General features: G+C 71.6%; 27 protein-coding genes, 1 tRNA gene and 1 pseudogene. 11 read left to right on the top strand and 18 right to left on the bottom strand.

Going from position 1 to position 24,942, the window contains the following annotated elements:
• Positions 1 to 42: 42 nt before the first annotated feature.
• The 4 genes from ACTWJ9_RS09995 to ACTWJ9_RS09980 form a co-directional block, all read right to left on the bottom strand.
• Positions 43 to 1,500 carry a penicillin-binding transpeptidase domain-containing protein gene (locus ACTWJ9_RS09995; RefSeq protein WP_279333884.1) on the bottom strand — a complete coding sequence of 486 codons (1,458 nt, stop codon included), beginning with the start codon at positions 1,498 to 1,500 and terminating at the stop codon, positions 43 to 45.
• Positions 1,497 to 2,876 carry an FtsW/RodA/SpoVE family cell cycle protein gene (locus tag ACTWJ9_RS09990; protein WP_443295592.1) on the bottom strand — a complete coding sequence of 460 codons (1,380 nt, stop codon included), beginning with the start codon at positions 2,874 to 2,876 and terminating at the stop codon, positions 1,497 to 1,499. The genes ACTWJ9_RS09995 and ACTWJ9_RS09990 overlap by 4 nt, the downstream gene beginning before the upstream one ends.
• A gap of 43 nt (positions 2,877 to 2,919) precedes the next feature.
• Positions 2,920 to 3,666 (bottom strand): SH3 domain-containing protein, encoded by a 747-nt coding sequence (locus ACTWJ9_RS09985; protein WP_443295591.1) that lies wholly within the window; start codon positions 3,664 to 3,666, stop codon positions 2,920 to 2,922.
• Between the two features lie 105 nt (positions 3,667 to 3,771).
• Entirely contained in the window at positions 3,772 to 4,278 is a 507-nt protein-coding gene (locus ACTWJ9_RS09980) for a protein-tyrosine phosphatase family protein (RefSeq protein ID WP_443295590.1), read from the bottom strand.
• Positions 4,279 to 4,395: 117 nt separating this feature from the next.
• Between ACTWJ9_RS09980 and ACTWJ9_RS09975 the strand changes: the two genes are divergently transcribed.
• Positions 4,396 to 5,199, top strand: coding sequence for a nuclease-related domain-containing protein (locus ACTWJ9_RS09975; RefSeq protein WP_279333880.1), 804 nt, complete (start codon positions 4,396 to 4,398; stop codon positions 5,197 to 5,199).
• A gap of 288 nt (positions 5,200 to 5,487) precedes the next feature.
• Here the strand turns inward: ACTWJ9_RS09975 and ACTWJ9_RS09970 are convergent, their stop codons facing one another.
• The 6 genes from ACTWJ9_RS09970 to ACTWJ9_RS09945 all read right to left on the bottom strand — a co-directional run bounded on the left by ACTWJ9_RS09970 (position 5,488) and on the right by ACTWJ9_RS09945 (position 10,307).
• Positions 5,488 to 6,375, bottom strand: coding sequence for an urease accessory protein UreD (locus ACTWJ9_RS09970; RefSeq protein WP_279333879.1), 888 nt, complete (start codon positions 6,373 to 6,375; stop codon positions 5,488 to 5,490).
• Positions 6,376 to 6,384: 9 nt separating this feature from the next.
• Positions 6,385 to 6,984, bottom strand: coding sequence for an urease accessory protein UreG (gene ureG / locus ACTWJ9_RS09965; RefSeq protein ID WP_387036941.1), 600 nt, complete (start codon positions 6,982 to 6,984; stop codon positions 6,385 to 6,387).
• A gap of 157 nt (positions 6,985 to 7,141) precedes the next feature.
• On the bottom strand, positions 7,142 to 7,876 hold the full coding sequence (locus tag ACTWJ9_RS09960) for an urease accessory protein UreF (protein ID WP_443295589.1): 735 nt from the start codon (positions 7,874 to 7,876) through the stop codon (positions 7,142 to 7,144).
• A 7-nt stretch (positions 7,877 to 7,883) separates the two neighbouring features.
• The gene (locus ACTWJ9_RS09955) at positions 7,884 to 9,593 is read right to left on the bottom strand and encodes an urease subunit alpha (RefSeq protein WP_279333877.1); all 1,710 of its coding nucleotides are present in this window, start codon (positions 9,591 to 9,593) and stop codon (positions 7,884 to 7,886) included.
• Positions 9,586 to 9,933, bottom strand: a complete 348-nt coding sequence (locus ACTWJ9_RS09950) for an urease subunit beta (RefSeq protein ID WP_279333876.1) — start codon at positions 9,931 to 9,933, stop codon at positions 9,586 to 9,588. The genes ACTWJ9_RS09955 and ACTWJ9_RS09950 overlap by 8 nt, the downstream gene beginning before the upstream one ends.
• Before the next feature lie 71 nt (positions 9,934 to 10,004).
• Positions 10,005 to 10,307 (bottom strand): urease subunit gamma, encoded by a 303-nt coding sequence (locus tag ACTWJ9_RS09945; protein WP_279333875.1) that lies wholly within the window; start codon positions 10,305 to 10,307, stop codon positions 10,005 to 10,007.
• Between the two features lie 326 nt (positions 10,308 to 10,633).
• On the opposite strand from ACTWJ9_RS09945, the gene ACTWJ9_RS09940 reads away from it, so the two are divergent.
• Complete coding sequence (locus ACTWJ9_RS09940) at positions 10,634 to 11,149, top strand: SigE family RNA polymerase sigma factor (protein WP_384200979.1); 516 nt, start codon at positions 10,634 to 10,636, stop codon at positions 11,147 to 11,149.
• Positions 11,139 to 11,783 carry a hypothetical protein gene (locus tag ACTWJ9_RS09935; protein WP_443295588.1) on the top strand — a complete coding sequence of 215 codons (645 nt, stop codon included), beginning with the start codon at positions 11,139 to 11,141 and terminating at the stop codon, positions 11,781 to 11,783. Before ACTWJ9_RS09940 ends, ACTWJ9_RS09935 begins: the two co-directional genes overlap by 11 nt.
• On the opposite strand, the gene ACTWJ9_RS09930 is transcribed toward ACTWJ9_RS09935, so the two are convergent.
• The 6 genes and pseudogenes from ACTWJ9_RS09930 to ACTWJ9_RS09905 all read right to left on the bottom strand — a co-directional run bounded on the left by ACTWJ9_RS09930 (position 11,773) and on the right by ACTWJ9_RS09905 (position 16,144).
• Positions 11,773 to 13,404: an IS200/IS605 family accessory protein TnpB-related protein gene (locus ACTWJ9_RS09930; protein WP_443295587.1), complete on the bottom strand. Its 1,632-nt coding sequence runs from the start codon at positions 13,402 to 13,404 to the stop codon at positions 11,773 to 11,775. The two genes, ACTWJ9_RS09935 and ACTWJ9_RS09930, sit on opposite strands and share 11 nt — an antisense overlap.
• Positions 13,397 to 14,000, bottom strand: a pseudogene (locus tag ACTWJ9_RS09925) (IS607 family transposase). The gene ACTWJ9_RS09930 and the pseudogene ACTWJ9_RS09925 overlap by 8 nt, the downstream one beginning before the upstream one ends.
• A 294-nt stretch (positions 14,001 to 14,294) precedes the next feature.
• Positions 14,295 to 14,951, bottom strand: coding sequence for a dienelactone hydrolase family protein (locus ACTWJ9_RS09920; protein ID WP_443295586.1), 657 nt, complete (start codon positions 14,949 to 14,951; stop codon positions 14,295 to 14,297).
• Positions 14,952 to 14,995: 44 nt separating this feature from the next.
• Complete coding sequence (locus ACTWJ9_RS09915; RefSeq protein WP_388702679.1) at positions 14,996 to 15,337, bottom strand: DUF6343 family protein; 342 nt, start codon at positions 15,335 to 15,337, stop codon at positions 14,996 to 14,998.
• Positions 15,338 to 15,349: 12 nt separating this feature from the next.
• Positions 15,350 to 15,775 (bottom strand): CBS domain-containing protein, encoded by a 426-nt coding sequence (locus tag ACTWJ9_RS09910; protein ID WP_279333868.1) that lies wholly within the window; start codon positions 15,773 to 15,775, stop codon positions 15,350 to 15,352.
• A gap of 114 nt (positions 15,776 to 15,889) precedes the next feature.
• Entirely contained in the window at positions 15,890 to 16,144 is a 255-nt protein-coding gene (locus ACTWJ9_RS09905; protein ID WP_279333867.1) for a hypothetical protein, read from the bottom strand.
• Between the two features lie 484 nt (positions 16,145 to 16,628).
• Between ACTWJ9_RS09905 and ACTWJ9_RS09900 the strand changes: the two genes are divergently transcribed.
• The 4 genes from ACTWJ9_RS09900 to ACTWJ9_RS09885 all read left to right on the top strand — a co-directional run bounded on the left by ACTWJ9_RS09900 (position 16,629) and on the right by ACTWJ9_RS09885 (position 21,628).
• Complete coding sequence (locus tag ACTWJ9_RS09900) at positions 16,629 to 18,131, top strand: SulP family inorganic anion transporter (RefSeq protein WP_388702675.1); 1,503 nt, start codon at positions 16,629 to 16,631, stop codon at positions 18,129 to 18,131.
• 345 nt (positions 18,132 to 18,476) lie between these two features.
• Positions 18,477 to 20,018 (top strand): M28 family metallopeptidase, encoded by a 1,542-nt coding sequence (locus ACTWJ9_RS09895; protein ID WP_443295585.1) that lies wholly within the window; start codon positions 18,477 to 18,479, stop codon positions 20,016 to 20,018.
• A gap of 378 nt (positions 20,019 to 20,396) precedes the next feature.
• Positions 20,397 to 20,702: a cupin domain-containing protein gene (locus ACTWJ9_RS09890; protein ID WP_388702671.1), complete on the top strand. Its 306-nt coding sequence runs from the start codon at positions 20,397 to 20,399 to the stop codon at positions 20,700 to 20,702.
• Positions 20,703 to 21,100: 398 nt separating this feature from the next.
• On the top strand, positions 21,101 to 21,628 hold the full coding sequence (locus ACTWJ9_RS09885) for a hypothetical protein (protein ID WP_443295584.1): 528 nt from the start codon (positions 21,101 to 21,103) through the stop codon (positions 21,626 to 21,628).
• A gap of 189 nt (positions 21,629 to 21,817) precedes the next feature.
• Here the strand turns inward: ACTWJ9_RS09885 and ACTWJ9_RS09880 are convergent, their stop codons facing one another.
• Positions 21,818 to 22,039: a hypothetical protein gene (locus tag ACTWJ9_RS09880; protein WP_387036908.1), complete on the bottom strand. Its 222-nt coding sequence runs from the start codon at positions 22,037 to 22,039 to the stop codon at positions 21,818 to 21,820.
• 191 nt (positions 22,040 to 22,230) lie between these two features.
• Between ACTWJ9_RS09880 and ACTWJ9_RS09875 the strand changes: the two genes are divergently transcribed.
• Positions 22,231 to 22,407 (top strand): hypothetical protein, encoded by a 177-nt coding sequence (locus tag ACTWJ9_RS09875; RefSeq protein ID WP_387036906.1) that lies wholly within the window; start codon positions 22,231 to 22,233, stop codon positions 22,405 to 22,407.
• Between the two features lie 196 nt (positions 22,408 to 22,603).
• Positions 22,604 to 22,987: a DUF6083 domain-containing protein gene (locus ACTWJ9_RS09870; RefSeq protein WP_387036904.1), complete on the top strand. Its 384-nt coding sequence runs from the start codon at positions 22,604 to 22,606 to the stop codon at positions 22,985 to 22,987.
• Between the two features lie 80 nt (positions 22,988 to 23,067).
• On the opposite strand, the gene ACTWJ9_RS09865 is transcribed toward ACTWJ9_RS09870, so the two are convergent.
• Positions 23,068 to 23,139: transfer RNA gene (locus ACTWJ9_RS09865), tRNA-Arg, on the bottom strand.
• A gap of 87 nt (positions 23,140 to 23,226) precedes the next feature.
• Here ACTWJ9_RS09865 and ACTWJ9_RS09860 point away from each other — a divergent pair.
• Positions 23,227 to 23,772, top strand: a complete 546-nt coding sequence (locus ACTWJ9_RS09860) for a response regulator (protein ID WP_387036939.1) — start codon at positions 23,227 to 23,229, stop codon at positions 23,770 to 23,772.
• An 84-nt stretch (positions 23,773 to 23,856) separates the two neighbouring features.
• Entirely contained in the window at positions 23,857 to 24,942 is a 1,086-nt protein-coding gene (gene nrtL / locus ACTWJ9_RS09855; protein WP_279333859.1) for an ArgS-related anticodon-binding protein NrtL, read from the top strand.

Raw genomic sequence — 24,942 nt, 5'->3', positions numbered from 1 at the left:
AATGCTCCGGTAGTCCACGTCTCAGCAAGTAGGCTTCTGTTCCTACGAGTTGAGCACCGCCTCCATCACCGCCCGGGCGATCGGCGCCGCTGTTCCGCCGCCGCTGATCTCCCGGCGGTTCGCCGCCGCGTCCTCCACCACCACCGCCACCGCGACCTTCGCCTCCGCCTCTCCGTCGGCCTGTGCCCAGGACACGAACCAGGCGTACGGCGTACCGGAGTTGCCGATGCCGTGCTGGGCGGTGCCGGTCTTGCCGCCGACCACGGCCCCCCGGATGGCGGCGTTCGTGCCGGTGCCCCCCTCCACCACCCCCCGCATCAGCTCCCGCAACCGCAGCGCCGTCGACGGGAACATGGCGCGCCGCGTCGGACGCGAGCCGGCCGTCGACACCGTGCCGCCGCCCGCCCGGGTCGTCCGCTCCACCAGATACGGCTCCCGCACCTGCCCGTTGTTGACGACGGCCGCCGCGACCATCGCCATCTGCAGCGGGGTGGCCCGCGTGTTGTACTGCCCGATCGACGACAGCGCGAGCTGCGCCCGGTCCATCGTGGTGTCGAAGGTGCTGCGCGCCACCGGGAACGGAATCCGCAGCCCGTCCTCGTTGAAGCCGAAGCCCTCGGCCGTGGCTGTCAGGTCCGCCAGGCCCGTGGCCACGCCCAGCTTGGCGAACACGGTGTTGCAGGACCAGGTGAACGCCTCCCGCACCGAGGCGTCCGTACAGCCCCGGGACCCGTTCGTCAGCCGTGTCGTCGTCCCCGGCAGGAGGTACGGGTCGGGGGAGTCGGTCGGCGCGTCGAGGTCGGTGACCGCGCCCGCGTCCAGCGCCGCCGCCGCGGTGACCACCTTGAACGTCGACCCCGGCGGGTACGTCTGCCGCACCGCCCGGTTCAGCATCGGCCGGCCCGGATCGGAGTTCAGCCGCTCCCAGGCGCCGCGCGCCGCCGTACCGTTCCCGGACAGCAGCTCCGGGTCGTACGACGGGACGGACACCAGCGCCAGGATCCGTCCGGTCGACGGCTCCACCGCGGCCACCGCGCCCTTGCGTGAGCGCAGCCCCTCGTACGCGGCCCGCTGCGCGGCCGGGTCGATCGTCGTGACGACGTTCCCGCCCGCGTTGCGCGAGCGCGTGAAGTCGTTCCACAGCGGCAACGGCTGGAGCACCGGGTCGGTGCCGGACAGCAGCCCGTCCTCCGTGTCCTCCAGCAGGGTCGTCCCGTACTCCTGCGAGGCGTACCCGGTCACCGGCGCGTACAACGGCCCGGCTCCGTAGGTCCGTTCGTAGCGCAGATGCTCCCCGGTGTCCCGCGACCCGGTGACCGGGCGGCCGTCGACCAGGATGTCGCCGCGCGGCTGGCCGTAGCGGGCGATGGCGTCACGGCGGTTGGCCGGGTTGCCCTCGTAGGCGTCGGCCCGCAGCACCTGCACGCGCAGGGCGTTCAGCAGCAGGGCGAGCAGCAGCAGCGCGCAGAAGACGGCGGCGTGCCGGATGTACCGCGTCACGACCCGGCACCTCCGTCCCCCGGGAGGCACCCGTCCCCCTGGCGCCGTGCCGAATCGCTCAGCCGGGCCAGCAACGCCACGATCGCCCAGTTGGTGACCACCGACGAACCGCCCTGCGCCAGGAACGGCATCGCCATCCCGGTCAGCGGGATCAGCCCGGTCACCCCGCCCGCGATGACGAACACCTGGAGCGCCACGAGCGCGGCGAGCCCCACGGCGAGCAGCCGGCCGAACGGGTCGCGCAGCACGAGCCCCGTGCGGTAGCCGCGCTCCACCAGCAGCCCGTACAGCAGGAAGATCGCGCAGAGTCCGGCCAGCCCCAGCTCCTCGCCCGCCGTGGCCAGGATGAAGTCGGACTTGACCGCGAAACCGATGAGGACGGAGTTCCCGAGCCCCAGCCCGGTACCGAGCAGCCCGCCCTCCGCGAAGGCGAACAGGGACTGCGCGAGCTGGTTCGGGCCCTCGCCCGCCTCGATCGAGGCGAACGGATGCAGCCAGGTCTCGATCCTGCTGTGCACGTGCGGTTCCAGCCGGCCCACGGCCACCGCGCCCAGCGAGGCCAGCAGCAGGCCGACGGCGAGCCAGCCGGTGCGGCCGGTGGCGACGTACAGCAGGACGACGAACAGGCCGAAGAACAGCAGCGACGTGCCGAGATCCCGCTCCAGTACCAGCACACCCACGCTCACCAGCCACACCGCGACGATCGGTCCGAGCACCCGGCCGGTGGGCAGCTGGAGCCGCCAGACCCTGCGGCCGGCATAGGTGAGCGCGGCCCGGTTCTGCGCCAGGTACGCGGCGAAGAACACCGCGAGCAGCACCTTCGCGAACTCGCCCGGCTGGATGGAGAACCCGGCGACCCGGATCCAGATACGGGCCCCGTTCACCGCCGGGAAGAGGATCGGCACCGCGAGCAGGACGAGCGCCGAGGCGGCACAGGCACGGGTGAAGCGCTGGAGCAGCCGGTGGTCGCGCAGCAGCAGGACGACCGTGATGAACAGGGCCACTCCCAGCGTCGACCACACCAGTTGGGTCGGGGCGGCCCGGTCGCCGGGTGTCTCCAGATCGAGCCGGTAGATCAGCACCAGACCGAGCCCGTTGAGCAGGACGGCGATGGGCAGCAGCAGCGGATCGGCCCAGGGGGCCCGGAAGCGCACCGCGAGATGCGCGAGCAGGGCGAGCACGCCGAGCCCGGCGCCGTAACCGGCGGCGCCGGGCGGGACGGAGCCGTTCCTGGCGATTCCGACGGCGCAGTAGCCGAACACCGACAACAGGACGGCCAGGACGATGAGGGCGAGCTCGATGCCACGGCGCCGGGGGAGGGGAGCGGCGGGCGTGGGCGGATCAGCCGTCGCCAGGGAGATTCCGGCCTTGCTCATGTGCGGAACCTACCCATATGAGACGGCTTACGTGGTGTGCCCGTCAGCACCAGCGTGGCGCGGGCCCGATGTTGTCGATGTGGCGGGCGGGGCCCCAGGCCCAGGTGCCGTCGGTGAGGAGGTACCAGAGTGAATTGCCCTGCACGGAGTCCCCGCCGACCTTGCAGTAGATCGAGACGATCTCGCCCTTGTGGGCGTAACGGATGATGCGTGAACCGCGGTCCGGCGAGCTGCGCAGGGCCAGCGAGGGTGCTGTGACGACGCCCTTGAACTTGCCCTGGTCGCCGTGGTTGCCGCCGGCCTGGTTGCCCCCGTCGTGGTTGTTGTTGCCGCCACCCTGCTGGTTGTTGCCGTTGCCGTTGCCGTGGCCGTTGCCGTTGCCACCGCCCTGCTGATTTCCGTTTCCGTGGCCCTGCTGGTTTCCACCGCCTTGCTGGTTGTTGCCACCGTTGCTGTTTCCGCCGCCTTGCTGGTTGCCGTTGCCGTTGTTGCCGCCCTGCTGGTTGTTGCCGTAGCCGTTCCCGTTTCCGCCGCCTTGCTGGTTGCCGTACCCGTTTCCGCCGCCTTGCTGGTTGCCTCCGTTCCCGTTGCCGTTGCCGTTCCCGTTGGTGTGGCCGTTGCCGCCCTGCTGGCTCCAACTCGCTTGGTCGCCGTCGCCCCCTCCGTCGCTCGCGACGGCGGGGACGACGGCGGTCGCGAGGGCGAGGGCGCCGACGGCCAGGGATATGGGTAGCCGGCGGATGAGAGGAGAGCGGGACGAGCGCGCCGAACGTGAGGAGTGCGAGGACATGCAGTACCTCCATATGGTGGCGAAAGAGTCGAAGGTGACTGATCGCCACACTAGGAGCAGCCCTTCACACCCGCCTGCCTGGGTGCGCCATCAGGGACGGCGCTGTCACTCGGCGAGTTCCTCCAGCAGCCGGGCCGTCGTCAGCCCCGCTCGCAGGTAGTCGGCGAACAGCTCGTTGTGCAGTGCCCAGCTCGAACGGCGGACCCGGATCAGCCGGATGGCCGCATCGGCGGAGCTGCCCCGGCGCATCAGCGCGTGCGCGACCACCAGGCCGGAGCGGTTGTACCCGTGGTGGCAGCGCACCAGGACCTTGCGGTCGTCGTCCAGCGCCTCGCACGCCGCCTCGGCGAGCCGCATGACCCCCAGGAGCTGCGTTCCGTCGAGCGGCCCGTCCGGGATGGGCCACACATGGTGCTCGACCCCGGGACCGGGCCCGTGCCCCGGCAGCCGCAGCAGTGTCTGCACAAGATCGAACTCCTGTCGGACCACCGCGGGCTCCAGCTGCCCGGACCGGCCCCTGAACTCGTGCCCGCCCATCCACAGACCGGGCGCGATCTCGTTCCACGGACTGTCCGGCGCCGGTACATCGGGCTGGTTCCTACGGGTGTGCAACGGTGCCTCCCCACGTCACCGACATCACCGACATCACCATCCGGGTCCTCTCAAAGGTATCCGGGTTCTTGCCCCGGGAGCACCCGCCTGTTCCCATGGAAGACGGGGTGATGGTGCATGAACGGTCTGCGCGTCATACCGGCCTGGCGGCACGGCCAGGAGCGGCTGTACGTCTGTCTCCCGGACGGCAGGAACCTCGCCTGGTACGACCGCGAGTCGGCCAGGGTCAACGTGCTCGGCGAGGAGCACGAGGCGGATGCGCTCGAAGCGCTCGGCCCCTTCCTCACCGGCCCGGTCTCGGTCGGCCCGCCCCCCGTCCCCACCCCCGTCGAACTGGCCCGGCTCTCCCTGCACCCCGACGACGATCTCGCGCCGAACCGCCCGGGCGAGGCCCTGCTGATCGCCCTCGACCGCGACCCCGGCCCGGCCCGCCGCTTCCGCGCCGACCCGCGGCGGCAGGCACTCACGGCGGAGCAGGCGGTGGGGGAGGCCCTGGACCGCATGGACGGCCTGGGCGTACGCACCCTGCACTCGGTGCCGCTCCCCGGCGGCGACCGCGTCCACCACCTGCTCATCGGCCCCGGCGGGCTGTACGCCGTCCACGCCCTGTACGCCCACAGGCAGCGGGTGACGGTCTCCGACCCACAGGTGGCCCTCGGCCGCCGCGAGCCACGTTCCCTGCTGCGCCGTCTCCGCGCCGACGCCGACCGGGTCTCGTACGCCCTGACCGCGGAGGTCCGTCCGGTGCTGGTGCTGGTCGGCGCGTCCCATGTGACGGTGGCGGCCCCGCCGCGCGAGGTGCGCGTCCTGACGGACGGCGACGTGGAGAGCCTGGGTCGCCTGGGGGGAGTGCTGAAACCGGCCGACGTGGAGGCCCTGCACGCAGTGGCACGGGACCGGAACACGTGGGCCCGACTGTGAACGGGACAAGCGGCACCGGCCGAGGGGGCCGTCCGGGCCGGCCGGAGAGCCGGACCGGACGGGCCCGGCCGTGTCCGGTTCGATGGGCAGCCGTGGTGGTCAGCCGTGGACCGCTACGGCCTGCTCGGGCGCGGGCCCGCTCAGGGCGGCGCCCCGGCCCGCTCCGGGTCCGGCAGGGACGCCGGCAGATCGCCGTGGTCCCGCAGGCACGGTCGGCAGACGCAGCCCCTTCGAGCCGGACGTCCTGGCGTACGCCTCGACGCCGTCGGCGGCCCGCCGCGGGATTCCTCAGCCGCGAGCCGGTGCGGAGACCGGCCGGGGGCCACGGGACAGCCCTTCGGCCGGTCGGCCGGTGAGGACGCCGGTGAGGATGTCGTCCAGGGCGGCGTCGAGCCGTCGGCGCAGTGTCGTCGAATCCGGGGCGAGCGAGCCGACCAGGAGGCCGGGGCCGGCCAGCGGCATGACCGTGCCCTCACCGGCCCCGCCACCGCCGGAGCGGAGGCCTGCGGGGGGACTTGTGGGGAGGTCCATGGCGGGGTCCACGACGAGGACGGACCCGATGGCATGGTGGCCGGCGGTGACGGCCGGGCCCGCCCAGCCGGGCGCGTCCGGCCCGACGGCGAGCTCCTGGTCGTACAGCGGTCGGTCGCCGACCACGGCCCGCAGCCGCTGACGGAAGGCGCCGGGCTGTTCACCGTACCGGCCGCACAACACCTCCTCCCGCAGCAGCAGCCGCGCCCCAGGAGCCAGCGCGATGTGGATCCGGGTGCGGTGGCGGCAGCCGTGCGCGGCGATCACCGGTTCGGGGAGCCAGACCAGCGTTCCGCCGGCCTCGACCCGGATGTCGATGTGGAGACGTGATTCCTCGCCGTGCGGGCCGGGCAGCAGCACGGTGGCGGAGACCTCGCCCAGGACGAGCGTGCTGCCGGCACCGACCCGTACCTCGAGCCCCAGCCGGTCTCCGCCGCAGGGGCCCGCACCGCCGGCCGTGAGATGGACGCCGGTGGCGGTGGCTTCGCGTTCCGCCCAGTCGATGACCGCCGCGCGCTCCGCGAGCAGGGTGCGCCGCAGCATCAGCGGCCAGTCCGAGTGGAGAAGCCGGACGCGGGTGCGCGGCGGCCCTCCGCCGCGCCGCGGGTCGCGTTCGGTCGCCAGCCGGGCCCGTGCGGAATGCACCGCCGCTCCTCAGCCGCCGGCCGGAGCCAGCAGCGTACGCACCCACGCGGTGACCTCCCGGGCGGCGGGGTCCTCGGTCAGGGACAGGAAGCACACGGGGCGGTCGCCGCGCCGCTCCTTCGCGTCGCGGGCCATCACCGCCAGGTCGGCGCCCACCTGACCGGCCAGATCCGTCTTGTTGACGACCAGCAGATCGGCGGAGGTGACACCCGGACCGCCCTTGCGGGGCACCTTGTCGCCGCCCGCGACGTCGATGACGAAGATCTGGTGATGGACGAGTCCTCGGCTGAAGGTGGCGGTGAGGTTGTCCCCGCCGCTCTCGATGAGGACCAGGTCCAGCGGGGGCAGACTCCGTTCGAGGTCCTCGACGGCTTCGAGGTTGGCCGAGATGTCGTCGCGGATGGCGGTGTGCGGGCAGCAGCCCGTCTCGACCGCGCGGACGCGTTCAGCGGGCAGGACGCCGTTACGGAGCAGGAAGTCGGCGTCCTCGGTGGTGTAGATGTCGTTGGTCACCACCGCCACCTGCAGTTCCCCGGCGAGCGAGCGGCACAGCGCGGCCACCAGCGCGGTCTTGCCGGACCCCACCGGACCACCGAACCCGATCAGCAGCGGCCGCCCGGCTTCGCGAGCCGGCCCACCGGAGGGAACCGGGGACGAATCCTCCGACGGATGCGGATGCGGATGCGGATGCGGATGGGGGCGCGGGTGCGTGGCATCGGAAGCGGTGGGGACGGGGGTCGGGTTCGGGTGGCTCGGGTCAGCGGGTTCAGGAAGCAAAGAGACGCACCTCCCAGGCAGCGTGGGTTTGGGCGGAGATGTCGAGCATCGGGGCTCCCAGTGCGGCCAGTCGCGCCGCAGCGGCGGAGGCGGACGCGGCGGCGTCGCGGGCCAGTGCGTCCAGCTGTGGCCCGAGCCGTACGAGGACGCCGTGGGCGGCGAACGGATCGAGCCCGAGCAGCCGCACCGCCGCGGTCGCGGGGCCCGAGGCCGCCTCGTGCAGCGCCGCCGTCGCCGCCGCGTGCGGGCCGAGCCCGAGGACCCGGGCGGCCACCCCCAGTCCGACCGGCTGGTGGGGGCCCTCGGGCAGTGCGGCGGCGAGGACGTCCAGCTCCGGGTGCGGGCGAACCGCCCCGACGGCGCGCAGGAGCTGGCGGCCCAGTCTGCGCGAGGCGGCGCGCAGCGCGGGAGAGGGGGTGCGGGCGTCCAGTTCGGCGTCCAGCTCCCGCAGCGCCGCCCCGGACGGATCGGCGGGCCGGCCGCACGCGGCGGCGGCGAACGCGGCGGCGGTGGCGCCGCTGGTGGCCACGCGGCCCCGCAGGAACGACTCCAGGTCGGCCGCGTCGCGCACCCGGCCGGCGGCGACCGCGGCCTCCAGCCCGCCGGAGTGGGCGTGACCGCCGGCGGGGAACCGGCCGTCGGCGAGCACCAGCAGGGCGGACAGACCGGCGGTCGGTGCCGGTGCCGGTCCGGGGGCCGGGTCAGGGGTCTGCCGGTGTGTCATCGGACTGTCAGAAGAGGAAGTAACGCTGGGACATGGGCAGATGGGACACGGGTTCGTGGGTGACCTCCTGGCCGTCGATGCGTACGGCGAACGTGTCGGGGTCGACCTCGATGTCCGGCAGTGCGTCGTTCTCCGGCAGATCGGCCTTCGACCGGCCGCGCATGTTCTCCACCGGGACCAGCCGGCGCTCGACGCGGAGCCGGTCGGCCAGCCCGTCCTCGACGGCCGCCGGAGCGACGAACGCCACGCTGGTCGCCGCGGAGGCCCGGGTGTGCGCGTTGTACCCCAGCCGCGGCAGCACCGGCTGCGGCGTGGGGACCGCCGCGTTCGGATCGCCGACCAGCGCCATGGCCGGCATGCCTCCCTTGTACACCGCCACCGGGCGCACCCCGAACAGCGCCGGATCCCACAGCACCAGGTCGGCGAGTTTGCCCGGTTCGACGGAGCCGACCTCGCGTTCCAGCCCGTGGATCACCGCCGGGACGATGGTGTACTTGGCGATGTAACGGCGGGCACGGTGGTTGTCCGCCCGGTTGTCGCCGGGCAGCGGACCGCGCAGCTCCTTCATCACGTGCGCGGTCTGCCAGGTACGGCGTGCCACCTCGCCGAGCCGGCCCATCGCCAGGGCGTCGGAGGTCATCGCCGAGATGGCCCCGATGTCCTGCAGAATGTCCTCGGCGGCCATCGTGGAGGCCCGCACCCTGCTCTCGGCGAACGCCAGTTCCGCGGGGACGTTCGGGTTCAGATGGTGGGCGATCAGGCAGATGTCGAGCTGTTCGTCGGCGGTGTTGACGGTGAACGGGCGGGTCGGTGTGGTCGAGGACGGCAGCACATGGGGCTCACCGGCGATCCGGATGATGTCCGGGGCGTGGCCGCCGCCGGCGCCCTCGGTGTGAAAGGCGTGGAAGCTGCGGCCGTTCACGGTGCGCAGCAGGTCCTCCACGAAGCCGGCCTCGTTGAGGGTGTCGCTGTGGATCGCGACCTGGACGCCGGCCGCGTCCGCCACCCGGAGCGCCGTGTCGATCACGGCCGGGGTGGCGCCCCAGTCCTCGTGGACCTTGAAACCGCCCACCCCGGAGCGCAACTGCTCCCACAGCGCCTCCTCGGACACCGTGGTCCCGCGGCCCAGGAACAGGACGTTGACCGGCCAGGGGTCGAACGCCTCCAGCATGCGCTCCATCCACCAGCCGCCGGGGGTCGCCAGGGCCGCCTTCGAGCCGTCGGTGGCGCCGGTGCCGCCGCCGACCAGGGTGGTGGTGCCCATCTCCAGCGCGACCACGGAAATCTCCGGGGTGACATAGTGGACGTGGGTGTCCACCGTCCCCGCCGTCATGATCAGCCCGCTGCCGTTGACCATCTCGGTGGACGGCCCGATCACCAGGTCGGGGTGGACACCGTCCATGATGTCGGGGTTGCCGCTCTTGCCGAGCGCGACGATCCGGCCGTCCCGGATGCCGACGTCGGCCTTGACCACGCCCCAGTGGTCCAGCACCACCACGCCGCCGATCACGAGGTCCGGTGTTCCCTCGGCGCGGGTGGCGTGGGACTGCCCCTGCGACTCCCGGCCCGACTTGCCGCCGCCGAACACCGCCTCGTCGCCCCCGACGCAGCGGTCCTCCTCGACCTCGATGAACAGATTGGTGTCCGCCAGCCGGATGCGGTCGCCCGTGGTCGGCCCGAGCGAGGCCACGTACTGCCGTCTGTCGATCTCAGCCATCGAGAGCACCTCCGCACAGGCCGCGCAGGCCGAGGACGACGCGTCGGCCGGCCAGCGGGACGAGTTCGACCTCCACGGTGGCGCCCGGGGCGAACCGCACCATCGCGCCCGCCAGGATGTTCAGATGTCTGCCCCAGGCCAGGTCCCGGTCGAACCGCAGGGCCGGGTTCGCCTCGGCGAAGTGGTAGTGCGAGCCGACGCTGACCGGCCGGTCGGCGGTGTTGTCCACCCGCACCGTGACCACGGACCGCCCCGCGTTGATGGTGACGGGTCCGTCGGCATAGACGATCTGCCCCGGCGACCCCTCCAACTCGCCCGAGTCGGCGTCAAAATGAATCATCCCCGTATGCCCGCTCCTCCCGGACGCGGGTACGAGTTCCTCCCCCGAGCCGGGACCGAGCCGAGGGCCGGTCACTGGATCGGCTCCTGCACCGCGATCAGCTTCGTGCCGTCCGGAAAGGTCGCCTCCACCTGCACCTGGGTGAGCATCTCCGGTACGCCCTCCATCACGTCCTCCCGGCGCAGCAGACCCCGGCCGGCGTTCTGCAGATCGGCCTTGGTGCGGCCGTCGCGGGCGCCCTCGAGGAGGAACGAGGCGATGAACGCGGTCGCCTCGGGGAGATTCAGTCTCAGGCCGCGTTCCCTGCGCTCCAGGGCGAGCTTGGCCGCCGTGTAGATCATCAGGCGTTCCCGCTCCGGCAGACTCAGCAGCATCACTACCTCCAGGCGTCTCGCACCGGACCCCCGGGCACTGGGTACGAGCAACGGCACCCTTGAATGATCATCAGGTGATAAATCACCTCGATCGTGACATGGCGGTGACCCGACGGCATCTCGGTGGGGTGAGTACGGCGGCGCCGTGGACGGCGAAGAGCGGACGGGGACGGCGTGCGGTCGGCCGAACGGCGGACGATGGATCCTCGGACCCGTGTTCGGCGTCTTCCCTCAGGGCTGTGCTTCCATGTGCGGGATCTGCGGGATCTGTGCACATGACAGGTACGGCCGGGTCGTAGGGACATTCAAGGACACCGGCGGAGGGCATGACCGAGGACGAGTTCGACGCTTTCTACGCGGCCGCGTTCCCCCGTCTGACCGGGCAGCTCTTCGCCTTCACCGGGGATCTGGGCGAGGCCCAGGACGTGGTCCAGGAGGCGTTCGTGCGGGCCTGGGACCGGCGCCACAAGCTCCAGGCCGACGGGGCACCCGAGGCGTGGACCCGTACCGTCGCCATGCGTCTGGCGGTCAGCCGCTGGCGACGGGCTAAGCGCTGGCTGGAACTGGTGCGCCATTCCGCGCCGCCGGAGTCGACCCCCGGCCCCGGCCCCGAACGCGCCGCGCTGGTGACCGCGTTGCGCCGACTGCCGGAAACCCAGCGGATGGCCGTCGTCCTCCACCATCTGTGCGACCTCACGGTCGAGCAGGTAGCCTCCGAGACCGGCGCGCCCGTGGGGACGGTCAAGGCCCGGCTGTTCCGGGGGCGGGCGGCACTGGCCAAGGAGCTGGCGGTGGACGAGGCCGAGGAGCCGGCCTGGAGGGAGGGCGGCCGTGTCGGATGAACTCGCCACCGCGTTGCGCGAATTGGCGGCGGACCACGAAGCGCCGCCGCCCGTGCCGGCCGCCGAGGTACGTACCCGGGCACGGCGCCGTGCCCGCCGTCGCCGGACCACGGTCGGGTTCGGCATGGTGACCACGGCGGCCTGCGTGCTGACGACGATCGGGCTCACCGTGCACGCCGAGGAGCCCGGCCACCACCGTCACCTCCCGGCCGCCTCGTCCGGCGCCCGGGCCTCCGGTGCCCCGACGGCCGCCGGCACGGACGGCTTCCTCGACCTGGACCGCCGCACGCTCACGATCGGCGGCCACGTCATGCGTGTCGACTCGTACGCAGTCACCGCGCTGCCTCCCGGCCACCTACTGACCGTGCGCGCCAAGCACAAGGCCGTGACGCTGCCGGGCGACCCGAGCGCCGAGAACCGCCGGGGCACCGAGGTCCCGTACGTGGTGGAACTGCGGACCGGCGACCGGCCGCCCGTCTACGCGGGCGCCCTGGCCGGCGGCACCAAGCCCCTGGGCGTCCCCGGCGCGAAGACCGGCTGGCTGGGCCTGAGCGTCAAGGACGCGCGGTGGTTCTACGCCCGCATCCGGCAGGGCGAACTCATCGAGATCACCTCCACCGTTCCTAATCAGTGAGCAGGAGTGAGTCTTGGACCCAAACCTGGTCGACTGGCGCATCCCGAACGGTTGTGGATGCACTGGTCACCCGCGTTCGCGCCGCGTCCGGCGACACGGATCGTGTCCGTGGTCCGGGGATGCGGGGGCGGGTTTCCTCACGCCCGCGGGTGCCGTGTCCGGCCTGGGCGGTCCGATGCCCCACACGATCGCTCTGGTCGTGTGGGGGCGGTGCCGTCCGTCGCCGGACGCGGTGCCCGAGAGCGCGTCGCCCGATCGCGACGCCGGCGGCGTCGTGACGGGTGGTCCTGCGGTTCTTCGAGGTGAGGGGCTTCTGCCAGTGCTCGGCTCCCCAGCGAGAGGTGTAGGCGGGGTCGACGACGACGACGGCGATGCCGAGTTCGGCCGCCATCGACACCAGCCGTGCCCGCAGCCTGGCGACGGGCATGCCGCTGATGAGCCTGCGGAACCGCTTTTTGCGGCCGTGCTTCTCTCGCGTCTTCTCCGCGCCGAAGTCCAGGTCCTCGACCGCGATGGAGACGCCTTCGCGTCGAGCCCAGTGAAGGAGGCGGGTGAGGGCGTGCCGCACCTGGGCGTCCCGGTGCTGGGCGGTGCCGTCGAGGTCGTAGAGGAATCGGCGGGGCTCACCCATCGGGTTGCCGTGCTCGTCCAGCCGCCAGGCGGCGAGGTGGTCGGCGTTGGTGTCCACACCGATGAGCCCGTTCGCCCTGGCTACGGCCAGGGGAACGGTCTGGACCGGGGGAATCGTCCACGACGCGGTGAGGTACCAGCGGCCCCGGTCCACGTCCAGGTGGATGCGGTAGGCGACAGCACGGTTCGCCGATACGCGGTCGGCCCACTCCTCGCCGCGGTGCCGGAAATCGATCCGGCCGTCGAGCACGTACCGGCCACGCGGGGCGTTGGCCAGGTGCGCCATCGGAGCCGGGAGCTTGATGCTGACCTCGCCGTCGGAGCCCACGCGGATGGTCTCGTTTCCCAAACGCTTGCCCGACTCCCCGTCTGCCTGGAGGAACCAGCGTTCGGCCTCCCAGCGTTGCCGCCACTCGTGCTCGGCGAGCTGGGCGGCTTCCAGATTGTGCCGGCTGCGAGCCAGTCGCTTCCCGCCCCGCACCACGTGCACGACACCGGCCCCACGGTCGGACCGCTCGCGCTCCAGCCGGTCTTCCAGCACATGCAGGCGCCGGGTCTTTTGGAACCACTCCTGCTTCGTGCGGTAGCCGCCCGGCGCTCGCTTCGTGCCTTTCTCCCCGACCGGCCGGGACAGGCGGTGCGCGATCGTGCGCACCCCGGCCTCAAGGTTCTGGATGTGGGCGAGCTGGGCACGGCGCGAGAGGCCCCACTGGTCGTGGGTGGCCTTCGTGATGATCCCGGCCCAGCGGGAGGACGACTCCTCGGTCAGGGCCCGCTTGCGCTCCGCCCACTGGTCGCTGTCGTGATCGGTACCCGCCCGGCAACGTGCCCTGAGGTCGGCACAGGCCAGCGAACCCAGATGTGCGCCCACCAGGGGCAACACCTCACGGTCCCGCTGGGACATGCCTTTGATGTTGGTGCGGATCGCCACCCCGGACGGGCCCGGCGCAACGAACGGCGCCTCGATCGCGCGCAGTGTGGAGTCAGCCATGCTCGGCGGCCTCCAAAGCCTTGCGGGCACGGTTCTTCGCCGACCGGCGACCGTACAGGCGAGCACAGAACGAGGTCAGCACCTCCACCATGTCGCGCACCAGGTCGTCTTCGACCTCGCCGTCATCAAGGACCACGAGGCGGCGCCCATGTGCGGACAGGGCGGCTTCGACAAGTTCGGTGTTCATCCGGCCCAGCCGGTCCTTGTGCTCGACCACCACAGTGGTCACGTCCGGATCGGCCAGCAGCCGCTTGGCTTTGGGACGGGCACCGTTCATACCGGATGCGATCTCCGCCTCCACGCGCACCACCCGGTGACCGGCCTGCGCCGCCCACCGGGACAGCCGGGCGACCTGCCGTTCCAGGTCGGTCTTCTGGTCATGGGAGGAGACACGGGCATACAAGCCCAGCCCGCCGACCGCCTCGGGCGCGGCGTTGCCCCCCACGTTCACGAGGATCGTACGCGGGCCGACCCTCCCCCAGACTCCGTCCGGGGGGACCCCCATCCGCCGGTACCGGCAGCGTCCCCTCGCGGAACCAGCGATACGCGGTCTGCGGATGCACGCCCTGCGCCTTCGCCCATTCCGTGAGATTCATGCTCTGACAACGACACTCACTCACACATGGTTACGCACACTCACCCGACCTCGAAGACCAGCAGTTGAAGACCCCCGCGACCGCTACCGACGTCAGCCCCCGGATGAACGAGCGCTGCAGTGCCAGGAAGGCGATGGACGCCAGTGAGCTGCCCGGCGAGTTGAGGAACTCGCCGGGCTCCAGGCCGAAGACGGCGAGCACCGCGTTCAGGGGGGTGATCAGGCACGCCCCACGCGTCCTGCGCGACGTCGGCGACCGAACCCGGCGCCGAGGTGAACGGCTGTCCGGAACCGCTCAGCCGGCCGCGGACCGCAGGCGTTCGTCGCACCACCGGCGGGCGGCCTCGGCGACCTGTTCCAGCGCGCCGGGCTCCTCGAACAGGTGGGTGGCGCCCGGTACGACCCGCAGGGTGTGCGGACCGCCCAGCCTGCGGGCCGCCTCCTGGTTGAGCCGTATCACCTGGTCGTCCCGTCCGCCGACGATCAGCAGGACCGGCATCCGTACGGACTCCAGGGCGTCGCCCGCCAGATCCGGCCGTCCACCGCGCGACACCACGGTCAGCACCCGGGCGGGCCGCTCGGCGGCGGCGACCAGGGCCGCGCCCGCACCGGTGCTGGCGCCGAACAGGGCGACGGGAAGGTCCAGGGTCTCGGGCAGGACCTCGAGCCAGTCGATCGAGGCCACCAGACGGCGGGCCAGCAGGGCGATGTCGAAGCGATGCTCGCCGGTCACCGTGTCGCGCCGCTCCTCCTCCTCGGTGAGCAGGTCGATCAGCAGGGTGCCGAGCCCCGCGGTACGCAGTTCGGCGGCGACCGCGCGGTTGCGCGGGCTGTGCCGGGAGCTGCCGCTGCCGTGCGCGAACAGCACGACCGCCCGTGCGGGCCCCGGCACGTCGAGGTCGCCCGTCAGCTCGATGTCGCCGACGGGCACCGTGCACACTCGGGAGATCATCGGCCTCACCCTTTTCCTCGCTGCCTCGCTGCCCGGCTGCCCCGCTACCGTGAGGCGCCGGCTTCCCGCTCGCGCCGCAGCCGACGGATCACGACCCACAGATCGACCGCCGCCGACAGGGCGAGCACACCGCAGACGACCGTGAGCATGACCAGCGCGCCGCGGCCGGGGCTGTCGCCGGGCCCGGATTCCGCGGCCCAGAGGCCGAAGAGCACGGCCGCCGCGGTGAAGAGCGGCAGGAAGGCACCCGCCAGCAGCAGCCGCAGCCGGAGCGGACTGCGGGCGGTGACCGGTTCGGTGCCCGTCCGCGGCCACCGCCGGCCGATCGCCCCGGAGCGCGCCCTCGGCGCCTCCCGAGTGGTCGCGTCGGGGTCTTCGTCGCGCACGATGTGCCTCCGTCAACGGTTGGGGGCGGCCCTGCTGACGTCCGCCAGGGCCGAACGCGGGTCCTCGGTGGTGGCGAGGTCGCCGAGACTGACGATGCCGACCGGGCAGCCGCCGCGCTCCACCACCGGCAGGCGGCGCACCGCGTACCGCCGCATCAGCTCGATCGCGTGATCGGTGCTGTCGTCCGGCGCCAGGGTCACCACCGGCGGGCGGGTGCACACCGAGCCGACGGACGTGGCGGCGGGGTCGAGGCCCTCGGCGAGGGCCCGGATCACGATGTCCCGGTCGGTGAGCATGCCGAACAGATCACAGTCGTACGTCACCAGGACATCGCCGATGTCCTGCTCGCGCATCAGCCGGGCAGCTCGCGCCACCGTGGTCATGGGCTCGACGGCGGCGGTGCCGGGCGACATCACGTCACGTATCCGCGTGGTCATGAAAACCTCCGGTTCCCGCGTCGGCGGTGCGTCGCACCGCCCGCGTAGCCCGTACCGGCGGCGGCAAACCGTTCGGGAGGGACGCGGTGCCGTCGCCTGAACCCACCCCGTCCGTCATGGGCGCCGGTTCGAGCGTCGACGCAGGGTGAAGAGGCAGGCGAGCATGCCGAGGGCCCAGGCGATCAGGAGGGCGCCCCACAGCGGCATGGTCACCATCGGAACGAGAAGCCGGATCTCGACGCTCGCGCGGTTCTCGAAGATGAAGATCAGAGCGATCGCGGTGATCAGGACGAACGGCGCGAGGCGGCGGACGCCCGGGCGGGAAAAGAACGGCGTGTGCGCCTTGTGGCCTGTACCGGTCCGAGTCATGGGGTCTCTCCATCACGTCGCCCCTGCCTCCAGGGTCCTCTTCCAGCAGGTGACACGCCACCGAAGGGGCCACGCGAACCGCCCACCGCCGATCGCCGGTACCAGCACGGGGGGCGCCCCTCGGGCCGGGCCTCGGGTGCGTCCTCAGCGCCCCCATCAGGTCCGGCACCACGGTGGCACCGGGCGCGATGCCGCGCAGCGGGCCCGGGCCCCTTGCCGGGTAGAGTTTCCCGCTGCGCTCGTCCCCGCCGTTCCGGCGTGCGGCCCGGAGCGCGACCGCCGTGGCGGGGTCCCGATCGGACCCGGACGGCACCCGAAGACTTCCGGGCGATGACGCCCGACCGGCACCGGATGGCTGCCGCCCTGTCCGGCAGGGTCCCGCCGAGGCGGCCGGACCGCCGAAGACTCCACACCTTGCGGAGTCGGTACGACGCGCACGTGCGTCCAGCGGCATGGACGTGTGCGCCCGAACAGGAACGGTTGTATGTCCTCACCGCTGTCCGCGGCCCTCAAACCGCGCATGTCCAAGCCCGACTGGCTCGCTTCCCCCAAGGTCCTCCGTACCGAGGTGCTGGCCGGGCTGGTCGTGGCCCTGGCCCTGATCCCGGAGGCCATCTCCTTCTCGATCATCGCCGGCGTCGACCCCGGCGTCGGCCTGTTCGCCTCGTTCACCATGGCGGTCGTCATATCCGTCGTGGGCGGCCGCAAGGCGATGATCTCCGCCGCCACCGGCGCGGTCGCCCTCGTCATCGCCCCCCTCAACCGCGAGCACGGACTGGGGTACCTGGTCGCCGCCGTCATCCTGGCCGGTGTCTTCCAGGTGGTTCTGGGGGCCCTCGGCGTGGCGAAGCTCATGCGGTTCGTGCCCCGCTCGGTGATGGTCGGCTTCGTCAACGCGCTCGCCGTCCTGATCTTCATGGCCCAGGTGCCGGAGGTGCGCGACGTCCCCTGGGCGGTCTACCCGCTCGTCGTCGCCGGCCTGGCCCTCATGGTGTTCTTCCCGAAGGTCACCCGGACCGTTCCGGCGCCGCTGGTCTCCATCGTGGTGCTGACCGTGATCACCGTCGCCGCCGGCATCGCGGTCCCCACGGTCGGCGACCGGGGCGAACTGCCGTCCTCCCTGCCCGTCCCCGGCCTGCCGGACGTGCCCTTCACCATGGACACGCTGACCCTCATCGCCCCGTACGCGCTCGCCATGGCGCTGGTGGGACTGATGGAGTCGCTGATGACGGCCAAGCTCGTCGACGACATCACCGACACCCACTCCGACAAGACCCGCGAGTCCGTCGGCCAGGGCATCGCCAACATCGTCACCGGGTTCTTCGGCGGCATGGGCGGCTGCGCCATGATCGGCCAGACGATGATCAACGTCCGTGTCTCCGGCGCCCGGACCCGCCTGTCCACGTTCCTGGCCGGCGCCTTCCTGATGGTGCTGTGCATCGTCTTCGGGCCCGTCGTCTCCGACATCCCCATGGCCGCCCTCGTCGCCGTCATGGTCATGGTGTCGGTGGCCACCTTCGACTGGCACTCCGTCCGGCCCAAGACCCTCAAGCGCATGCCGCCGGGCGAGACCGTGGTCATGGCGACCACCGTGATCGTCGTGGTCGCCACCCACAACCTCGCCGTCGGCGTCGTCGTCGGCTCCGTCACCGCGATGGTCATCTTCGCCAAGCGGGTGGCCCACCTGGCCGACGTCTCCGGGGTGGTCGACCCCGACGGCACACAGGTCGTCTACTCGGTCACCGGCGAACTGTTCTTCGCCTCCTCCAACGACCTGGTCCATCAGTTCGACTACAAGGGCGACCCGGACGACGTGGTCATCGACCTCTCCGGCACCCACATCTGGGACGCCTCGTCCGTGGCCGCCCTGGACGCCATCGAGACCAAGTACGCCCGACGGGGCAAGAAGGTCACCGTCACGGGCCTCAACGAGCCCAGCGCCCACATGCGCCGACGCCTGGCCGGACAACTCACCGACAGCCACTGACCCACGACCCCGCCGGCCGGCCCGGCCCGGCTCGCCCGGCCCGGCCCGGCAACCGGGTGACACGTCGCCACGGTGCGAACGCGTGCCTGGTGCGGCGCCGGGCGGCGCCGGTGACTTCCGGTCAACTCCACTGGAGCGACGGCCGATCGTGCGTACGGGTGGCGGTGACGCCGAAGATTCCCGTCGACCCATTACCAAGCGTTTATCGAGCAGATACCTTTCTCCTTGCCGGTGGTAGGGGTGGAGCGATCCAGCCATCCCCGCCTGTCCGGAGTACCACCGCACGTCGTTCGGCCTGTTTTCGGTTCTACACCCATTCCTCATGGACCACCGGAAGGAAGCGCTTTGAACGCTCGGAACCGCCGCACCACGGTAGTCGCCGTATCCGTCGCAGGGCTCATAACGCCGCTGCTGCTGATCGGTTCGGGCACCGCCTCCGCCCACAGCGACCCTGCCAAGGAGGCTGCCAAGCTCGCGAAGAAGCTCGTCAAGAAGAGCGACGCCAAGGATGCCCACGAGCATCTGAGACAGTTCCAGCGGATCGCCGACAAGAACGGGAACACCCGGGTGGCCGGGTCGAAGGGGCACCGGCAGTCGGCCGAGTACGTCGAAGGCCTGCTGCGGAAGGCCGGGTACTCGGTGACCCGGAACGCGTTCGACTTCCCGTTCACCGAGACGCTGGCGCAGAGCCTGCGGGTGGTGTCGCCGCAGCAGCAGGACGTTCCGGTGACCGCCATGACGTACTCCGCCAGCAGCCCGGTCGGCGGCATCACCGCACCGGTCGCGGTGGTGCCGGTCGACGACACCACCGGCTGCGAGCCGGGGGACTACGCCTCCGGGACGTTCACCGGCAAGATCGCGCTGATCAAGCGCGGCGGCTGCACCTTCGCGGAGAAGCAGGAGGCCGCCGCCGGCGCGGGCGCGGCCGGCGCGATCATCTACAACAACACCGAGGGCGCGCTCAGCGGCACCCTGGGAGACCCGGCCGTCGCCAAGATTCCGGCAGGCGGCGTCACCCAGGCGGACGGCGAGGCGCTCGCGGCCAAGGCCGCCGCCGGCGAGGTGACCGTCAACCTGGAGATCCGCACCTTCTCGGAGACCCGGCGCACCTACAACGTGATCGCCGAGACCAAGGGCGGAAAGGCCGACAACGTGGTGATGTTCGGTGCCCACCTGGACTCGGTGGCGGACGGCCCGGGCATCAACGACAACGGCTCCGGCTCCGCCGGCATCCTCGACGTGGCCCTGAACCTCGCCCACGAGAAGACCGGGAACAAGGTGCGCTTCGCCTGGTGGTCGGCCGAGGAGTTCGGCCTGCTGGGCTCGGAGGCGTACGTCGACAGCCTCTCGGCGGCGGACCGCGCGAAGATCAAGCTGTACCTGAACTTCGACATGATCGCCTCGCCCAACTACGCCCAGTTCGTCTACGACGGCGACGACTCCGACCGGGTCGGAGCCGGCCCCGGCCCGGAGGGCTCGGCACAGCTGGAGCGGCAGATCACCGACTACCTGGACAGCCGGCGCATCCCGTACGAGGGCACCGACTTCACCGGCCGGTCGGACTACGGGCCGTTCATCGAGGTGGGCATCCCCTCGGGCGGCACCTTCACCGGCGCCGAGGGCATCAAGACGGCCGAGCAGGCGAAGGCGTACGGAGGCAAGGCCGGTGTCGCGTACGACGCCTGCTACCACGCCGCCTGCGACAACCTGAAGAACATCAGCATGAAGGCGTTCGACGTCAACATCGACGTCATCGCCAACGCGGTGGGCCGGTACGCCTGGGACACCAGCCCGCTGAGCAAGCCGGTGGCGCCGCGGAACACCGAGGGTTCGGCGGGCAGCGGCGGCGGCCTGCACGAGGGCCACGGCCACGAGGTCACCGAGTAACTCCCGGCACACACAAGGGGAGGGCCGGACAATCCGGCCCTCCCCTTCAGCCGCTGCGGCTCCTCCCGGAGGGAGCCCCCGGCCGGGCACCCCGCCCCGACGTCGATGTCAGACCTTGATGACGGTGACGCGGGAGCCGCACAGGGCGGTGAGACCCTCGGGTGCCGAGGTACGAACCGCCCCGGGCCCGGGGCGGCGAGGGCGGCGAGGCCGAGCATGGCGTCGACGGCGTTCCCGGCACGAGCCACTGCCCAGAACGGCGCCCGCCGGGTGGTGCGGAGAGCTGTGCGGCCCCTGTGCTGCGGGGTCGGCGTCGGCGACGGGTGCCATGCCGAAAACCGTGAACAGTCAGCGGGCATGTGTCACTCAAGCGCTCACATGAGCGACACCAGGACAGCAGTCTCCAAAGTGCTCACGACTTCGGGACGGTGTGCCCTCTCCAACGACTACGAGGTCAAGCTGGCCAAGCTGAAGGGTGAATTCGTCTGGCACACCCACGAGGACACCGACGAACTGTTCCTCGGCATCAGCGGCCGGCTCACCATCCAGCTCAGGGACGGCGACGTCACGCTCGAACCGGGCGAGCTGTTCGTGGTGCCCCGCGGTGTCGAACACTGCCCCGGTGGCCGACGAGGAGACCGCCATCCTGCTGCTGGAACCGGCAGGGGTCCTCAACACAGGTGACGCGGGTGGGCCACTGACCAAAGCCGCCGAGGCCTTGTACTGACTTCACGGCGCCCGGACACTGTCAGGGCAGGGAGGCGCTCCATCCTCGAGTTCTTGGACCCTTCCTGTTCCATGGCTGCTCGACCGGCACGCTGACGCCCTGAGTGTCAGCGAACGGCAGGTCGCCGCCCTCCACGAAGTGGCCCTGGCCGTACGCGTGTGCCGCTCCCGTTACGAGAAGAGCGAAGGGTTGGACTCCCAGCAGGCCACTCGTGATGTGCAGACCCTCGCCGAGGCGGGCATCCTCACCGCGGTCGGCCGGACCAACGGTCCGGAGAAGCGGCATCGGTGCATCTCGTGCCGGAGCTGACGGGTGTGGTGCGGCCGCGATCAAGTACTGGATTCGGGGAGGGGCTTTGGGAACGGAAACGGGTCTACTCGCGTACGTCGGCAACGATGTGCCGGACCGGTTGCGACGGGTGGGGTCGGCGGACCTGACGCGGACGACAGGCCGGAACAGGGCCTGTCGTCGCTGGGGGACGGCCGTTTCGGTCCGCGCGCGGCTCGTTGCGGTGGCGACCATGTCCTTGCTGGGGGCAGGCTGCGGGATGCTGGGCGATCCGGTCAAGGACCACTGGGAGTCCAGAACCGAGTTTTCAAGTTGTGGCGAAGTGAGCTTGGCCCAGGGTGAGGAGATACAGAAGCAGGCGGTGCGGGAAATCGTCTGTCTCCGGCGAGCCCTGAAGAGTGGTGAGAGCGCGGAACTGAAGGTGACTCATCCCACTGTGGAAGGTGACCCGATCCGCGAGTACTACCGCTTGACGCCGCAGGGCGGGCTTGAGGTGTACACCGACAGCACGGACGACCGCTACTCGGACCGGAAGTGGTCATTCGCTGAGTGCCACACCCCGGAATGGCTGGCTGAGATTTCCTGCGGTCAATGACCAGGCCAACACCAGGAGGCCTCCTCCAAAGCCTCCTGGCACGGGTGTCCGGTCGGAGCCGTTCTCGTGTCCGGCTCCTGTGACTGCCCCGTGTTCCCCGTGGTTTCCCGCTCGATCGGGCACGCCGGGGCGCGGGCGGCTCTCCCGGCTTCCCGGTGAGGGAGGCCGGGGGAGAGTGTCTCTTCGGGTCTAGCCGACGGTCACGTGGCCGTCTGCGGTCGCTTGCGGCCGTCGGGCTGATACGGCGCTCACCGCGGAGCCACAGACCAGGACCGCTGACAGCGCGATCAGGCTGGTCAGCACGTCTTGGATCTGTGCGACGGGGACGTAGACGACCACGATGACGACGAGGACGGCAGCCCGGTCGCGCAGTCGGGGGATCGAAAGTGAGTTTGCCGAGGTCACACTCATAGCAGTACCTCCTGGGTGCCCGCCCTCCGGTTGTTGCTCTCGCCAGGAAACCTGCGCAGCGATCGGTGGGCTTTCATGTCGGGCCACTGTGATGTAGATCTCCCCTTGGCGCGTGATGAAGTAACGATGCGTAAGGGTGATATGACTTGTAGTCATGACGCGTGGGGGTGTGTGAAGCCATGACATCCGCAATGCGAACGGCAAGGCTCGCCCGGCAAGGTCGGCGGGGTTGCGGCAGGCACCGCGGTCGTGTCGAGCTGACGGAGACCCAGCCCACCGCGGGGAAGAAGCAGGCTCGGGAACCGGCGCTCATCCCCGGCCAGATCGTCAACCGCGAGATCGAGGAACTCCTGCGCGAGCACGAGTGATCACGCGCGTGGGCCGTCGGTCCTCCAGCCCGCGCGGCCCGAGGGGCTTCGCCGTGTCTCGGCCGTGTGCCGTCGGCCGCGGGTTGCCGGCCGGACCTGCCGCGTCGTCTCCCGTCCCCCTGCCGGACGGCTGCCCCAGGGATTCCGTCCGGTTCGCGCTCTACGCCCGGGCCGGCGCGCTGGCGACCCTCACGGTATGAGGCTTTCGGGAGAGGGGCCGCGGCGACTGGGTGGTGGGCAGTCCCGCTGCCCGTACTGCGGGCTGCCGCAGGACCGGGTGGCGACACTCGAACAGGACTGGGTGCTGCTGGAGCCGGACCTGCGCCCGCCGGCCCATACGGTGCCGCCGGAGCATCGGTGGATCGAGCTGTTCGACGGGCGGGTGACGGTCTACGGAGTGTGTCCGCCGGATCAGTTCCAGCGGTGCCGCGTCGAGCACGGTCTCGTCTGCCCGGCACGGCCTCTGCCGGATCTGTGGCCGTGGTTGACGAGCCTGCGAGGGGAGAACACGCGGCGAGTGGAGCGGCGGGACGACCCGGCGCCGCCTCCGCCCCCTGAGGAGTGGCCGAACGCCGGCTGACGCACCCGGATGCACATACGCGAAGACCCCGGCCTCAGCGTTTCCGCTGGTGACGGGGTCTTTGGGCACCTCATACTGGGTGCCCCCGGCAGGATTCGAACCTGCGCACACGGCTCCGGAGGCCGTTGCTCTATCCCCTGAGCTACGGGGGCGTGTCGGTTGCGGTGATCGCTTCGACGGGTAGAACAGTACCAGTTCTGGAGGGGTGGGTAGGAACCCGTTTCCCGGAGGGCGTCACCCTGGGTGCTCGCGGGGCACCCCTGGGGGTGGAAGTGCGGAAAACGCGGACGCGGTGGCCGGTCTCGACCTACTCTCGAGTGGTGCCAGGGGCGTCGCGCCGGGTTCTTGTTGTGGACGACAACAAGGTCATCCGGCAGTTGATCAGGGTCAATCTCGAGCTTGAGGGCATCGAGGTCGTGACCGCGGCCGATGGTGCCGAGTGTCTGGAAGTCGTCCATCAGGTGCGGCCCGACCTCGTCACCCTCGATGTCGCCATGCCGCGGCTGGACGGGCTCAGGACGGCGGCCCGGTTGCGTTCCGATCCCCGTACCCGTGAGCTTCCGCTCGCCATCATCAGTGCCTGTACCCAGTACGAGGTCGAGAGCGGGCTCGAGGTCGGGGTCGACGCCTTCCTCGCCAAGCCTTTCGAGCCCAGTGAACTCGTACGCGTCGTCGGGCAGTTGATCGAGCGGCGGCGATGCGGGGGTAACGGGGGCGACGGGGGCAGGAGCGGTGGTCGTGGTACCGGGGGCGCCGAGCGGGCCGCCGGGCACGCCGGGGGGTAGGACCTGTCCGGCAAGGCGTCCACATGGCGGACTCCCGGGGAAACGGCTCGCCCACCCACCCCCCTCCTCCCCTACGCTGGTCCCGTGACCCCCGTCGAGCTCTCCCGCACCGTGCTGCACGCGGTGCGTCGTGCTGTCGACGCAGGGGAGCTGCGGGTGACCGTTCCCGAGCGGGTCGCCCTCGCGCCGCCGGGACCCGGGGGCTGCGGGGAGTACGCCACCAACGTCGCGCTTCAGCTGGCCGGCCCGGCCGGGCACACGCCCCGGCACGTCGCCGAGGTGCTGCGGGCCCGGCTCCTTCAGGACGGCCAGGACGGCGGCATCAGTGACGTCGTCGTCACCGGGCCCGGGTTCATCAACATCAGTCTGCGGGGGGCCGCTCCCGCCGCCCTCGTGGAGGAGATCCTGCGGGCCGGGAGCGCCGGCAGCACTCCTTACGGGCATCGGTACGGTGCGAGCGGGGAGCGGGTGCTGCTGCACGGGGCCGCCGAGGTGCGTGCCCTGGTGCAGGTCGACGCCCTCGCGCGCATCCTGCGGTCCCAGGGTGTGGAGGTGCGGACCAGGTGCGATGCGGCGGTCTCCGCGCCCGAGTGGGATGCCGTTCTGGACGGCCTGGGGGTCGTCCTCGACGGCGCCGGCGACGGTGACCCGTACGACGCCCCCCGGGTCGAGGTCCGGCCCGTGCCCGCTCCCGGTGACCCGCTGCCCCTCGGCCGGGACGCCGCGCGGTGGGCGTTGCTCCGGCCCGCGGCGCACGACCGGCCCCGGATCACCGGCGAGCACCTGGTCCAGCGGGAGGACAACCCCCTCTTCCGGGTGCGCTACGCCCACGCCCGTACCCGTGCCCTCCTGCGCAACGCCGCCGACCTCGGGTTCGCTCCCGAGCCCGGCCCCGTCGACGTGAGCGGAACCCGGCCCCTGCTCGCCGCCCTCGCCGACCACCCCCGCGTCCTGGCCGCTGCCGCCCGGCACCGTGCCCCCGACCGGCTCGCCCGGCACCTCGTCACCGTCGCCGATGCCACGCAGCCCCTGCTCCCCACCGTGCTGCCCCTCGGTGAGGAGAAACCCTCGGCCGCCCACCGCGCCCGGCTCGCGCTCGCCGAAGCCGCCGGGACGGTGCTGGCCGGCGGCCTGTTCCTGCTCGGCATCGACGCACCCGACCATCTGTGA

The sequence above is a fragment of the Streptomyces sp. GDS52 genome, assembly GCF_052246875.1.
In the GTDB taxonomy this organism is placed as follows: Bacteria; Actinomycetota; Actinomycetes; order Streptomycetales; family Streptomycetaceae; genus Streptomyces; species Streptomyces cathayae.
This window is presented reverse-complemented; position numbering and strand designations above follow the sequence as displayed.